The sequence below is a fragment of the Lactobacillus sp. HBUAS51381 genome, assembly GCF_012641095.1.
Taxonomy (GTDB): domain Bacteria; phylum Bacillota; class Bacilli; order Lactobacillales; family Lactobacillaceae; genus Levilactobacillus.
Genome location: NZ_JAAVSC010000007.1, coordinates 63,843 through 78,144, shown reverse-complemented (window position 1 = coordinate 78,144; position 14,302 = coordinate 63,843). Strand labels below are relative to the sequence as shown.

The window sequence follows — 14,302 nt, the reverse complement described above, 5'->3', positions numbered from 1 at the left end:
AAAATGACTAAAATTAAAGGTGTTAATTTAGGTGGTTGGTTAGTACTTGAAAAATGGATGTCACCGCATCTATTTGACGGGGTACCTAGTGATGATGAATATTATCTGGCCCAAGATTTACCGACCCGTGAATATGAAACGCGAATTAAGATGCATCGGGCCGAATTCATTACTGAGGCGGACTTCATTAATATCGCCAGTCGAGGATTTAATGCTGTCAGAATTCCAGTTCCGTACTTCATATTTGGTGACCGTGCGCCTTTCGTTGGTTGTGTGGCAGAACTTGATCGTGCCTTTTCATGGGCAGAAGCGTATGGTTTAAAGATTCTCATTGACTTGCATACGGTTCCCGGTAGTCAAAACGGCTTTGATAATGGAGGTATTTCCGGTGTATGTACTTGGGCACAACAATCTCACGAAGTAGACTTTGCATTAAGCGTTCTTCAACGGCTAGCACAACGATACGGCCATCGTTCTGGTTTACTTGGTATTGAAGTCCTTAACGAACCGGCAACGGCAGGAATGTTTAAGTCGATGTCAACGCGTTATCAGCCGAGAGAACCGGAGCTAGCTAAAAATAATGCGCCAATTACTTTGGATTTTCTCTATGATTTCTACGTAAAAGCCTATGATGTTTTGAGAAAAGACTTGCCAGTTGAAAAGGCCATTTATTTCCACGATGGATTTGAGTTTGACGCTTGGCATGACTTTTTCGCCAATCATTCTTTTGAAAATGTTGTGTTAGATACGCATCAATATCTGATGATGGCGGAGCTGTCTGGAACACCGCAGACAGTTGACGACTATGTTAAAGTGATGCAGGAATTTGGTCAGAAGATTACGGTTGTTGCTAAGGAAGTGCCAGTTGTTACGGGTGAATTTTCACTTTTTAATTCATATACAGCGGGTATTGATACTAAGGGAGGAATTAACCCAACCCAAGAGGAAATGAAGGGAAAAGTGAACCGTCTAAGCAAGGATGATCTGATCCAAGCTTATCAAAAATTGTGGCGCGCTCAAGCAAGCGCTTGGAATAATGGCAGTGGCTACTTCTTTTGGACATATAAGTTAAACATAGATACGATTAACGAGCCAGCTTGGTATGGTTGGGATTCCTGGAGTGCTAGTCGTTCCTTGGACCAACATTGGATTGATCCTAAAGACTTATAGAGGGGATATTTTATTTATGACTGAAATTAAAAATCCTATCTTGCCTGGCTTCACACCAGACCCGTCAATTTTACGAGTTGGTGAAAATTATTATATTGCGACGTCAACATTTCACTGGAATCCCGGTATTCAGGTCTTTCATTCTAAGGATTTGGCCAATTGGACACTAATTGCTCATCCACTGGCTGATGTTCCAGAGGTAGATCTTCGTGGTACGATGACTCCCGGAGGTATCTGGGCACCTGATCTTTCTTATGATGCGCAGACTAAACGCTTTTGGATGACCTATAGCAAAATGAACAATCAAGATGGTCGAATGTTCGATGCCGACAATTATACCATGTCCGCAACGAGTATCATGGGGCCATGGAGCAAGCCAATTTACCTGAATTCGATTGGTTTTGACCCATCATTATTCCACGATGAGGATGGTCGGAAGTGGGTGGTTACCTTGGAATGGGAAACACGGCTTGGTTATCAACACCCCGGTGCAATTGTCCTCGAAGAATTTGACGCTAAACAACAAAAATTGGTTGGCGATCCTGTGCGAATTACGCGGGGAGGGACCGATCGAGGGGCTCAGGAAGCTCCACACTTGTATAAACATGAAGGTTACTATTACCTGATGACAGCTGAAGGTGGGACCGGCTATGGCCATGCAGTTGTCCTCCAACGGTCTAAAAAGATTACAGGCCCGTACGAGTCAGATCCTAAGAATCCCATCATCACTTCGACGCCATACTATTATTATCGCCGAAATGACCCCGATGCTAGTCGCCTTGATTTATATAATCCTGATGCACCTTTACAGAAAGCTGGTCATGGGTCCCTCGTGTCAACGCAAACTGGCGAATGGTACGTTGCTCATTTATCGGCTCGACCGTTACCCGGATTACATTCTATTCTTGGCCGTGAAACGTCTATTCAGAAGATGACTTGGACGGCTGATGGTTGGTTACGGATGGCTGATGGGAGTAACTTGGCTAAAGCGACAACACCGGGAATGAAGGGAGTTACACTCGATCAGGAACAACGTCCTTTTAATTTGGTTGATGATTTTGGTAAATCACAATTAGATTCTCACTGGTTAACACCGTACAGTCGACCTACTAAAGATTGGCTTAATTTGAACAATCAAGGGTTGCGCATGTGGGGACGACAATCGTTCTTCTCCCGGATGGATGTGTCATTGATGGCAACTGCTTTGACAAGTTTCCATGAAACGGCTACGACTCACGTAAAGTTTAAGCCAATTCATTTCTCACAATCGGCCGGGCTTGTGTTGTACTATGACAATCACAACTGGTTATTCGAGCGTCTGAGTTATGACGAAAACAATGATGTGACAGTATTGGATGTGGTCCAAGCTAAGAATGGTGAACGAACTGAACTTGAACCCGTTAAGATTCCTGTTGCCAGCTCTGCAGCCGAATTACGAGTAACTACTGACAACGATCGCGCGCAATTTTCTTGGCGAGAAAATGTCAATTCTAAATGGTCGTCGGTTGGTCGGTCTGTGGATATTAGCTATTTATCGGATGAAGATATTGATGGTTTTACTGGCCTGATGGTAGGAATTGGTACCTGGGATGCTTATCGTCGGGAGTCATACGCTGACTTTGGCTGGTTTATGACAGAAAATCAAAGTTAATTTATTGCCTTTCCAAGGATACAATTTCTTTTGGAAAGGCTTTTTGTATACTACATTTTGCGTAATTAAATTGAAATTTATGTAGAAATGGTAGAAAACTATCCGGTTTTTCGCTACTTCGAAGATATGGAAGCTGTTAAAGGCTAAACATCAGCTTATTGTAATAACCAACTGGTTTCTAAAAAGGTCTAAACACACAAAACCCACGACGATTGTTAAAGTCATCGTCACAAGTATAAATTTCGCGTTTAGGGTCAAAATTTTCACAAGGCGTAAATCTATGAGTTTAATGATTGATTGCGTTACAATTTAAGTAATTAAGGAGGAATCAGCGATGACAGTGTTTACGGATAAACAAAAAATACAGATTCTTGAGGATCTCGTGGCGATTCAGTCAGTCAATGATCATGAAACACAGGTGGCAACCTACCTTCAACGTTTATTAGCCGACCATGACATTCAGGCACAGTTGCAGCCATTGAGTGAGTCGCGTGCCAACTTGGTTGCTGAGATTGGGAGTGGCCATCCGCTCTTGTGCGTTTCCGGACATATGGATGTGGTTTCTCCGGGGGACGTGACGGCATGGCAGAGTGATCCCTTCAAGCTGACGGCCCGTGACGGCAAGCTATACGGACGCGGCATCACCGATATGAAAGCGGGACTAGCGGCACTGGTCATCGCGATGATTGAACTTCACGCGGCGGGCCGGCCGACCAAGGGGACGATTCGACTCATGGCCACCGTGGGTGAGGAAGTTGGGGAGACGGGCTCCGAAGCCTTCTATGAGGATGGCGCAATGCAAGATGTCGATGCCCTCCTGATTGGCGAACCAACCGGCTATCACATTTTCTCTGCACATAAGGGGTCAATGGACGTAAAGCTAACCTCACAGGGTAAGGCCGCCCACAGTTCCATGCCCGAGTTAGGACAAAATGCGATCGATCCGTTGTTGTCGCTACTGAGCCAAGCGAATGAAGCGTTCCGTAAGACCGACCGGGTAAATGCGACCTTGGGGGAACTAACCTTTAACACGACCGTCTTCAACGGTGGCAATCAAGTTAATTCGATTCCAGCTACGGCCACCGCCGAGTTAAACGTCCGGACGATTCCCGAATTCGATAACGCCAGCGTGACCCAGGTGCTCCAGCAGTTGGTTACCCAGGTCAATGAACAGGGCGGCCACGTGACAATGGATATCTACATGTCGCAGTCACCCGTCGAAGAGCCCAAGGATAATGTACTGAGTAATTTAGCCGCGACCATCGGGGCCAGCTACGCGGGTGCACCGATTCCCAAGCTAGCACTACCGGCCGTCACGGATGCCTCGAACTTACTGAAGGATAAGGGGAACAACTATCCATTTATCGTCTTTGGCCCCGGGAACGAAACGGCCCATCAGGTCGATGAGTACGTTGACCGTCAGATGTACCTGGACTTTACGGCCCTGTACCAAAAGTTGATGACGGCCTATCTAGGCGAGTAAGTCGCTAAGCCGTTGATATTTTGACTAGGTATCGTTAAAAGAGCAGCGCTGAGAAATCATTTTTGACTTCTCAGCGCTGCTCTTTAGGTGCTTATTTGATTAAGATTATTCCGCTAACTTTAAGTAATCCTGTAGATAGGTGGCCAGGCCATCGTGATCGTTATCCAGTGTCGTCATGTCATTGGCCAGTTGCTTAATGGGAGCCGTGGCATTTTGCATGGCTACGCCCCAGCCCGCGTAGTCGATCATGGCGGCATCGTTATGCTCGTCGCCAAAGGCAATGATGTTTTGCCGTTCTACGTGGTAGTGGTGGGCCAAGACCTCAACCCCAGTAGCCTTTTGAACGCCCTTAACGCCGAGTTCGACCACGGCATTAGGTCCCCCCCAAGGCGCCGCATCGATCACGTCACTGAAGTTGTGCTGCAGGTAACTTAAGAGATGATCTTGATGGCTACGATCCACGGCCACCGTTAAGCTGGTCGGGTTTTCACGCAAGGTCTTTTGATTAAGAATTTCATTGGATTGTAAGACCGTGGGGAAGAAGCCTACTTCCACGGGGTGTTGCCGAACGGCTAGGAAGAGATCCTTGCCCTCGGCGGCAATCATATTAATCCCGAGTTCTTCACGGTGCGCGAGGAGGTCAAAGGCAATTTCCTTGTTAAAGGTGTACTGGTATTCATTCGCCCATTGTTGGTGGGGGATGTGGCCCAGACTGCCATTAAAGTTGATCATGGGGCCATCCAGATTGAGTTCATCGTAAAAGTTTGCCGAAATACGGTTCGGCCGCCCGGTCACGATGCTGACGATGTGACCGGCTTCGCGGGCCTGAGTTAAAACGGCTTTCGTCTTAGCCGAAATCTTGGCGTCCGCATTTAAAGTGGTGCCATCCAAGTCGATGGCAATGAGTTTTCGTTCCAACAGAGAGCACCTCGCATTTTTTGAAATAAAGTAACCCTTACAATTTACCATAGTTTACGGTTCGTTGCACTCATTTCACCCGTCAACGGGGTAGTCCGCAACACGTGAAACGGGTATAATAGGCGAAGTAAATGGTATAAAAAGAGAATATGTATATAGCAATTATATGATTGTAACATGCAAAATGGAGGAATAACGGTGAATTTACCTGAAGACTTTATCACGAAATATCAACGACTTCTGGGTGCCGAAGCAGCTGACTTCTTGGCAAGTTTTGATCAGCCAAGTCTCAGTGGGTATCGGATCAATCCCGCCCACCACCAGGTCGCAACTAAATTGACTGAGGCACCGACTGTTCCCTATGAACCGCTGGGCCATTTTGGGACGGTCGGGGGCCGGACGCTGGCGCATCAGAGTGGCGCAGTCTACAGTCAGGAGCCCAGTGCGATGTTTGTGGGGGCCACGGCCGCACCACAGCCGGGTGACAAGGTGCTTGACTTATGTGCGGCTCCCGGTGGCAAGACCACGCATCTGGCCAGCTACCTTCGGGGAACCGGCTTACTGGTCACCAATGAGATCAACCGTAAACGAGTGAAGGTGTTGGCGGAAAACGTCGAACGGTTTGGTGTCAAATCTGCGGTCATCCTGAATGAATCGCCCGATCGGCTCAGTCCAGTCTTTCCGGACTACTTTGACAAGGTCTTAGTCGACGCACCGTGTTCCGGTGAGGGCATGTTCCGTAAGGATCCGGAAGCAATGTCCTACTGGTCACTGGATTACGTCGAGGAGTGTGCCACGCGGCAGCGCGAGATTCTGACGGAAGCCCTGAAGATGGTGAAACCGGGAGGACAACTCATCTATTCCACCTGTACCTTTGCACCGGAGGAAGACGAACAGATGATGGCGTGGGTGCTGAAGACCTTCCCCGAATTCCATCTGGTGCCGATTTCAAAAAGTGGGGGCGTCGTGGATGCACGGCCGGATTGGGCTGATGGTAATCCCGAATTAACCAAGGCTGCGCGGCTATTTCCCCATCTGATGGCCGGTGAAGGGCACTTCGTTGCGAAATTAGAACGGGTGGCGGGGGAATCGTCAGCCGCACATGGCCAGGCTAAGTTAGGCACGCCGTTGACGGGCGATCAGCGTAAGTTATGGCAAGCCTTTGCCCAACAAGTCTTGGGTGGCACGGATGCCACTCAGCTGGTTACCGTGAAGGATCAACTCTTCGCGGTGCCGGCAGACCTGCCTAACTTGAAGAAGTGCCACGTCTTCCGTCCCGGTCTACATCTGGGCACCTTCAAGAAGAATCGGTTTGAACCCGCCTATGCGCTGGCCCTAGCCAGTGATCCCCAGAACGTTAAGCAGACACTGGCAATCACGCGTGATCAGTGGCGTGCGTGGGTTCATGGCGAGACATTTACGCTGGATGAGGCCCCCAAAAAGGGCTGGTACCTCTTAACGTGTGCGGATCAACCCGTGGGCTTTGGCAAGGTTGTGGGCACGACGGTGAAGAATTTCTTCCCTAAGGGCCTGCGGTTTACGGTCTACGATACGGATGCCACCATCTAGGCGGTTCGCATAAAACTAAAGTGTGACAAAATCCCCAGTGATCATCATCTTGATTGTAAAATCAGGGTGCTCATCACTGGGGATTTTTCGCTTTTTGGCAGATGCAAAACGCGTTATTTCGGTAAACCACGTTGCTGACAATAAGCCGTTAGTTCAGGGGACAGGAGCAACTGTTTTTCCCGGAGCGCCGCCAAATTGCGGGTACCAAGTAAGGTCATAATCGTTTTCAAGCCGGTTTGCCAATCCAGAAGCATCTGGGTGGTGGTCGCCTCATCCGTCTTAATCAGGCTGTGTAGAATCTGACCGGCACTCCCCACGACAGACGCGCCCAGAGCCAACGCCTTTGCCGCATCGAGCGGTTGCCGGACGCCCCCGGTCGCAATGACGGTGAGCGCCGGAACCTGCCGTGCTTCGAAGAGTGATTCCACGGTCGACTGGCCCCAGCCCGCTAGATAGTCGAGCTCCTTTTCAGGCCGCCGGAAATTCTCAATCTGGGCGAAGTTTGTGCCGCCCCGACCGCCCAGATCGACGTACTGTACGCCCACGCCGGCCAACTGGGTCAGCGTTTCACGCGCCATGCCAAAGCCGACTTCCTTCACGATGACCGGAACATCGAGGGCGGCCACAATCTCACCGATTTCATCCAACCAGTGGAAGTCGCGGTCGCCTTCGGGCATGACCAGCTCCTGGGCGGCGTTGATGTGAATCTCTAGGGCATCGGCGGCCAGCATGTTGACCGCGGACCGGGCCTGAGCGACTGAGTGACCGGCCCCAATATTGGCGAAGACCAAGCCATCCGGATTGTTTTCTCGCAGGACGGTAAAGGTCGAAACGGCCTGGGCGTCCTTTAACGCGATACTCTGCGAGCCACTGGCGACGGGCATCCCCGTCGCCGCCGCCATTCGGCCGAGCATGGCGTTGACCTTGCCCGTCCGCGGACTACCGCCGGTCATGGCCTCAATCATCAGCGGTACCGGTAGCGTGAGCGGTCCGAGCTGCGTGTGCAGATCCACGTCGGCGTAAGCCATTTCTGGTAAGCCTTGGTGGACGAATCGCAGCTGATCGAATTGACTGGTGGCCGTAGGGTGATAAAATTTTTCAGCCAACGAAAGGTGTTCGTCCTTCCGATGGGCGTGCCGTGAGAGTTCTGCCATAGCGGTCTCCTTTTATTCAATCACGTGATGGACGTTTAACTTCAGGGGTTCGATGCCGCGGTGTTCCCATTCCTTTAACAAGCTGGCCAGATCTTTGGCCGCGTTGATAATGACGATCCCACAGTCGCCACCACCGGCACCAGAAGACTTAGCGGCCCCGCCGATGTGAACGGCGATATCGCACATGGTTTTGAGGAGTTTGGTTTCGATAGTCACGTGGCTGAGCCCGGCCAATTGGTTGAGCAGTTGCCGGTTGATGCCAATCTCCGTCTGAATGGCGTTCAGGTCTTGCGCGTGGAAGCCTGCGATCATGCGTTGCAGGCAGGCCTTGCTTTCCTGTAGAAAGGCGTGGTAGTCTTCACGACGCGTCGCCTTGAACAGAGCCACCTTATCCACTAAGTGGGACGTGGAGGCGGGGGTGCCGGTCCAGCCAATCATGAGGCGCAACGACTCGGGTGGCGTCAATAATTCAATTTGCAGGCCGGGCCAATCCATTTGGAGCAGGTCGGTCAAGCTGATCTCGTGACGTGCGGAGGCCAGCCAGTCGCGGTCAAACGCCTGGTAGGCGATCCAACCACCGTATACGGAAGCGGCAATGTCGCCCAACGAGCCATTCCCCTGGACGTCCAAGTGCGCGATGGCCGCCAACTTGAAGAGGCGATCCTTGGGCATGTCGATGTCGTAGAATTGGCACAGGGCCTTCACGGTCGCCACGGTAACGGCGGCCGAGGAGCCCAGCCCGTATTTCTTGCCATCGGCACTATCCAAATCGCTGTTCACGTTCAAGTGATAGATGGCCAGTGGCTTGCCCAGCGATTGGGCGTATTGTTCGGTCAACCGAATGGCCGATAAGATGTAGTGAAAGGGGTTATCCCGATTGTCAAAAACGAGCTCGCTTCCCTGGCGTTGCCAGTAAAGAGAGTTCTCTTGGTATTGTTTGGAGGCGATCCGGCCATAGTCATGGCTCGGGGTGATGGTCACGGTGACGAACTGGTTCAAGGCAACAATAATTGCCGGATAGCCCGGTTCGACCACGGCGTATTCGCCAGCAATATAGAGTTTTCCGGGTGCTTGCGCGGAAATCAAAAAATCAGGTCCCTTCTGTAACAGTTAATAGTTTTAATGATACTTGTAATCGATAAATAGAGGCATAAAGCTGTGGTGACCGTTTATAGCCCCTTAATCCAGAAACTGAATTCCCGGACCGGGGTGGGCAACGATCACGTTGGCTTGGCCAAACTGCTGGGCGAGGCGTTCTTGAATCGGCGTAACGTCGGCGGCTTGACAGAAAATCTTGAGATTGGGTCCGGCATCTAACGTGTAGTAGCAAGCCACGCCGCTATCCCGCAAGGATTTGACCGTTTGCATCGCCGCGAGGGTGTCCCCGTTAAAGTAGCTGTACGGGGGCCACGCGCTCAGGGTGAGGGCGTGCATCCGCATAGCGTTGGACTCCAGCGTCTCGCCCACGGTCGTAAAGTCTCGAGCAAGGATCGCCGGTTTGATGGCGGCCAGATCATCGGCCACAATCTGCTTCCAAGCCGGATAGAACGGCGAGGTGCTGACGCTGTTCTGCATACCCTGACGTGAGCTGACCTTTTTACGCTTAGGATCAAGCACGAGGGCGATCACGGCGATGGGCCAGTCCACATCCTCTTGTAAGGGAACGCCGTACGAACTGAGATCGTCGTGACCCGCGTGCCATTCCACGAACCCACCGAAGATGGACCGGGTGGCCGATCCCGACCCCCGCCGCGCTAAACGAGACAGGGCCGTGCGGTCGAGGGTCAGACCGGCTGCGCGGCTAGCCGCACCAGCTAACGCCGCAAAAGCGGAGGCTGAAGACGCGAGTCCCGCCGCGGTTGGGACATGATTCACGGATCTTACTCGCGCAAAAGAGGTGCGCGAAGCTTGCTGGCGCACCAGATCTAAGAAATTATGTACTTTGGTTGCCTGCTGGGCGGTGAGGCGGTCGCCGTTAACGGAGACTTCATCGGCAGCCAGGCTCGAATCGAACACGACCGTGGTGTCCGTGTAGAACTGATCCAGGGTGAGGGACAGACTTCCCGTTTGAGGGATAATGAGGTCGGTGTCGGCCTTACCCCAATATTTAACGAGTGCGATGTTGGTATGCGCTCTGGCGGTTATCGCGGCGTTCATGAGTGTTCCTCCTCTAGGTTAAAGGCTTCAATCCAGGTGGCTGTGGCGCCAGCAGTGACCAAACTGTCCTGGACGCGTTGGGTGGTTTTACGGTCGGGACATAGGGCGATGAGACACCCGCCCATACCGCCGCCGGTCAGCTTAGCGCCTAACGCGCCGTTAGCCGTGGCCACATGAATCAGGCGATCCAGTTCCGGCGAACTCACGCCCAGACCGTGTAATTGCGTCTGCGCGTCACTGATGATGGTTCCAAGCTGATTGAGATCTGGCTTGGCAAGCGCACTACGGGCAGCCACACTGAGTTGCCCCAAGGTGTGAATTTGGTCGTTTGTTTCGTCAGGCATGGTCGTTTTACGTCGGGCGACCGTGGCCACGGCTTTACCCGTTTGCCCCTTGATGCCGCTATCGGCGATAACCAGGTAGCCCTGTAAGGCAAAGGGAATCTGGGTGGTCTCCTGATGCGGAACGAACCAAATCGGGACGTCGGAACTGACCGTGGCGGCGTCGATGCCGCTGGGATTACCGTGCGTGATTTTCTCCGCGATTTCCGCGTTGGCTAATAAGACGTCTCGCGTCAATGGGCGGTCAAAAAAAGCGTACATGGCCCGAGTGATGGCCACGGCCACGGCCGCAGAGGAGCCCATGCCCCGTTCAGCTGGCAGGGCACTCGTAATGGTCATGTCAAAGGGAACCGCGTGTCCATCGAAACGGGTCAACAGGGTGTCAATCAGCTTCGCCACGCCCGCTAGATTCTGCCCCAGCTGGGAAATCGGTCCGTCAAAATAACGGCTATTTAGGTGTTGCCCCTGTGCGGTGGTCGTCATCGAAACGTTGGTGGTGACCGATGGCAACGTTAAGGCAATTGCCGGTTGACCGTACACCACGCTGTGATCACCGATGAGAATGATTTTGGCATTACTTTGTCCGCTTACCGTTCTACCCAAGGTTGCTCGCTCACTTTCTGCGTTAAATTTCCTACCAGAATATCATACTCTACTGATTCTCTTTGCGCTAGTTTTGCCGACTAAAATTCGTAATTCTACCAAAAATTAACCCTTTCTATAGAAAGTTTGGCGGAAAAACTGGTTTTTACCGCTAAATTGGTCTAGGGGAAATTGCACACAGGTGGTCCTATCTCTGATTCACTGATGTTGGGGCCACGTTTAACGGCCAAGTCAAGCGGGGGTTGCGTTGTCGCTGGTAGGACCGTCATCGTTAGCTATTTCGCCCATCAATCCGCCGCGAGACTCCGGGGGCGTTAGTGGTAGCGCCGGCCGCCTAAGTGGTGTATCATAGTGCCAGTTATTAACGCAATCGTGCAGAAATTGGTGAGCAAATTATGGATAAAGACACGGTTTACGCGGTGGTTGATATTGAGACGACCGGAACCAGTGTGACAGATGGCGACCGCATTATCCAGATTGGGTGCGTCTTCGTCCAGCACAACAAGATTATTAATCACTTTGAAACGGATGTGAATCCGTTGCGGGAGATTCCCGCCGGCATTTCACGTCTAACCGGTATTACGAATAAACGTGTGCGTCATGCACCGCTCTTTGATGACGTGGCGGCAACGTTGTACAGCCAGTTGGTCAATACGGTGTTTGTGGCCCACAACGTCAACTTTGATTTACCCTTTATTAACGCGGAGTTTGCTCGCGTGGGGTATCCGGAACTGACGATCGAGGGCTTAGACACGGTCTCATTGAGTCAGATCCTGTTGCCGACGGCCGCGAGCTTTCGGTTACGCGACCTGAGTCGGCTGTTTAACATCGAACACGATAATCCGCATTCGGCGGACAGTGATGCCAGTGCCACGGCAGAGCTGTTTATCTTTCTTTTCCGGCGGTTGCGGGCATTGCCATTGGTGACCCTACAGCAGATGATCGCGCTACATCCCGAGCTACCGCTACAGACGGCGGCGCTTTTTGACGTGGCGTTACGGCTCAATACGGCAAAGCCCCGCAAGTTACCGGATTACTTGTACATCAAGAATGGTTTAGCCTTGCGGCGGACGCCGGACTTGGCCGCGACCACGCTGGCCGAACCGACGAAGTACCCGAAGACAAAGAAGCAAAAACAAAAATTGATGCCGGATAACCTGGAATGGCGTCCGGAACAAGCTAAGATGATGAATTATATTTATAACAACTACGCCGCTAGCGACCAGCATCCCGTCAAACAGATGATTGTGGAGGCGCCAACAGGGATTGGCAAAAGTCTGGGGTACCTGTTGCCCATGGCCTATCTCAATCAGCAGGGGCGTCCCGTGGTGATCAGTACGGCGACCACGCTGTTACAGGAACAGTTACTGGATCAGACCGTGCCACTCTTGAATCAGATTGTGCCGTTTCAGATTAACGCGGTTCTGGTCAAGGGGAGTCGGCACTATCTGGATCTGCAAAAATTTGCCACCACATTAAAGGTGGCCGAGAGCTCCAAACAAACGCAATTGTTAAAATTACGATTGTTGGTCTGGCTCACCATGACGACGACGGGGGACCTGGACGAGTTGCATTTGGCCACTTACCGGGCGCCGTATTTCCAAGAGGTCATTCATGAGGGGGCCGTTCAGACCGACAATCCCTTCTATGACGATGACTTCTTGCGTCGCAGGGATCAGCGGATGGCGCAGGCCCAAGTGATTATCGTTAACCATGCTTACTTGAGCGAACACGCCCAGGAGCTGGGGGAACGGCTCGCTCGGCCCTACCTTGTGATCGACGAGGCCCAACACTTGGCCGAAAGCACCCTGCGCCAGCGCCGGACGCAGGTTAAGTTTGCACAGTTGACGAATGCCTTGCATCACATTCAACGAGATATTAATCGTGAAATTGGTCCGAGCTTACTGGGCCTCTTCGCGGGGGATACACAGGCGACCAACACCCTACACCGCGTGGTTCGACTCAGCGAGGAACTGGAAGCCACGTTGGATCAATTGGTTAACCAGTTGTTCTTGGCTTTTCTGGCCCGACAACGGGGGAATAATCAAAACCAGACAATTGAAAAGTTAATTCCAACCGAGGCACTCGATGCATTGCGGCCACAAACAGCCCCCCTGATTGCGACCGTGGGTAATGATACAACGGCGCTCTTAGCGGAGCTGGGGGCATTGCGTCAAAGCTTTGATCGCCAGCAGGACCGTTTCTCGGCGTCGGAACGCCACCTCTTCGCGCAGGTCGATACGCGGATCCATCAGTTTGACGAGGAAGTCGCCCAACTGCAGGACATCTTTGCCCAGGTAACCAAGACCCACACGGCCAGCCTATTTTGGGTCACGATTAACCACGTGGGCGACCGCAATAGCTTACAACTGGCCAGTGGGTTACTCGCCACCGAGGGCTTCTTACGGCGGCAGATCTATACGCACTTTCAGCCGGTCCTGTTAACGGGGGCCACGTTGTTTTCCTCGGGCCGGTCACAGTACGTGTTGGATCAGTTTGATCTGGATCGGGATGATACGGTGACCCACCGCATGCGGTCGAGCTTTGACTACAGTCAGCAGGCCCAGCTGTTCATTGCGGAATCCGGTCCCGAATTGAACCGGGTGACTCCGAGTGACTACGTGGTTTATTTGACCGCCGCGATTACGCAGATTGCGGGGGCTGTCGATAAGCAGACGTTGATCCTCTTCAATTCGCTAAGTGTCATTGAGCAGGTCTATCAACAGTTGGTGACGCAACCGGAGTTTGCCCAACGTGAGATTTTTGCGCAGGGGATTAGCGGCAGCCGAGAGCGGATTGCCAAGCGATTTGCGACGAGTCACGGGGCCATCCTGTTGGGGGCCGCGAGTTTTTGGGAGGGCATTGACCTTCCCGCCGAACAGTTGGAGCTCCTGATTGTGACCCGGTTACCGTTTGATTCGCCAGATCGGGTCTTCGTTAAGGCCGACTATGCCCGGCTGGAAGCGGCCGGAAAGAATCCGTTCTACAATGCGGCGCTTCCGGCGGCCACGCTGAAGCTTCGGCAGGGCGTTGGCCGGTTGATTCGGACGCCTACGGATCACGGAGCGATTGTGATCTTGGATCAACGACTGATTGAACGACACTATGGCCAAAGTATTTTGCGGGCTTTGCCAGCTGACTTACCACGAACAATCGGCGATGTGACGGCAATTTCCCAAGGATTGGTTAATTTTTTTGAAAAAAGACCAACCAATTCGCAGACGCCACCGGAAATTTGATATAATTGGGAAAGATT

The 14,302-nt window shown here is 52.0% G+C and carries 10 protein-coding genes; 5 read left to right on the top strand and 5 right to left on the bottom strand.

Translation table 11 applies throughout. The features are described from left to right. The first annotated feature begins 3 nt into the window (after window positions 1-3). From HEQ50_RS04130 to HEQ50_RS04120, 3 genes are all read left to right on the top strand, one after another. Entirely contained in the window at window positions 4-1,170 is a 1,167-nt protein-coding gene (locus HEQ50_RS04130; protein WP_168899257.1) for a glycoside hydrolase family 5 protein, read from the top strand. Between the two features lie 16 nt (window positions 1,171-1,186). After that, window positions 1,187-2,821, top strand: a complete 1,635-nt coding sequence (locus HEQ50_RS04125) for a glycoside hydrolase family 43 protein (protein ID WP_168899256.1) — start codon at window positions 1,187-1,189, stop codon at window positions 2,819-2,821. A 334-nt stretch (window positions 2,822-3,155) separates the two neighbouring features. Beyond that, complete coding sequence (locus tag HEQ50_RS04120; RefSeq protein WP_168899255.1) at window positions 3,156-4,304, top strand: ArgE/DapE family deacylase; 1,149 nt, start codon at window positions 3,156-3,158, stop codon at window positions 4,302-4,304. A gap of 105 nt (window positions 4,305-4,409) precedes the next feature. On the opposite strand, the gene HEQ50_RS04115 is transcribed toward HEQ50_RS04120, so the two are convergent. Continuing rightward, window positions 4,410-5,222, bottom strand: coding sequence for a Cof-type HAD-IIB family hydrolase (locus HEQ50_RS04115; protein ID WP_168899254.1), 813 nt, complete (start codon window positions 5,220-5,222; stop codon window positions 4,410-4,412). A 198-nt stretch (window positions 5,223-5,420) separates the two neighbouring features. On the opposite strand from HEQ50_RS04115, the gene HEQ50_RS04110 reads away from it, so the two are divergent. Beyond that, complete coding sequence (locus HEQ50_RS04110) at window positions 5,421-6,791, top strand: RsmF rRNA methyltransferase first C-terminal domain-containing protein (protein WP_168899253.1); 1,371 nt, start codon at window positions 5,421-5,423, stop codon at window positions 6,789-6,791. Window positions 6,792-6,904: 113 nt separating this feature from the next. Here HEQ50_RS04110 and fni read toward each other — a convergent pair whose 3' ends face one another. The 4 genes from fni to mvk form a co-directional block, all read right to left on the bottom strand. Next, complete coding sequence (gene fni / locus HEQ50_RS04105) at window positions 6,905-7,945, bottom strand: type 2 isopentenyl-diphosphate Delta-isomerase (protein WP_168899252.1); 1,041 nt, start codon at window positions 7,943-7,945, stop codon at window positions 6,905-6,907. A 12-nt stretch (window positions 7,946-7,957) separates the two neighbouring features. Continuing rightward, on the bottom strand, window positions 7,958-9,031 hold the full coding sequence (locus tag HEQ50_RS04100; protein ID WP_168899251.1) for a phosphomevalonate kinase: 1,074 nt from the start codon (window positions 9,029-9,031) through the stop codon (window positions 7,958-7,960). A 93-nt stretch (window positions 9,032-9,124) separates the two neighbouring features. Then, window positions 9,125-10,102 carry a diphosphomevalonate decarboxylase gene (gene mvaD / locus HEQ50_RS04095; RefSeq protein ID WP_168899250.1) on the bottom strand — a complete coding sequence of 326 codons (978 nt, stop codon included), beginning with the start codon at window positions 10,100-10,102 and terminating at the stop codon, window positions 9,125-9,127. Beyond that, a complete protein-coding gene (gene mvk / locus HEQ50_RS04090; RefSeq protein WP_168899249.1) occupies window positions 10,099-11,046 on the bottom strand; it encodes a mevalonate kinase in 948 nt (315 codons plus the stop codon). Before mvk ends, mvaD begins: the two co-directional genes overlap by 4 nt. Window positions 11,047-11,441: 395 nt before the next feature. Here mvk and HEQ50_RS04085 point away from each other — a divergent pair, with 395 nt between their 5' ends. Next, window positions 11,442-14,285 (top strand): helicase C-terminal domain-containing protein, encoded by a 2,844-nt coding sequence (locus HEQ50_RS04085; RefSeq protein ID WP_168899248.1) that lies wholly within the window; start codon window positions 11,442-11,444, stop codon window positions 14,283-14,285. The last annotated feature ends 17 nt before the right edge of the window (window positions 14,286-14,302 follow it).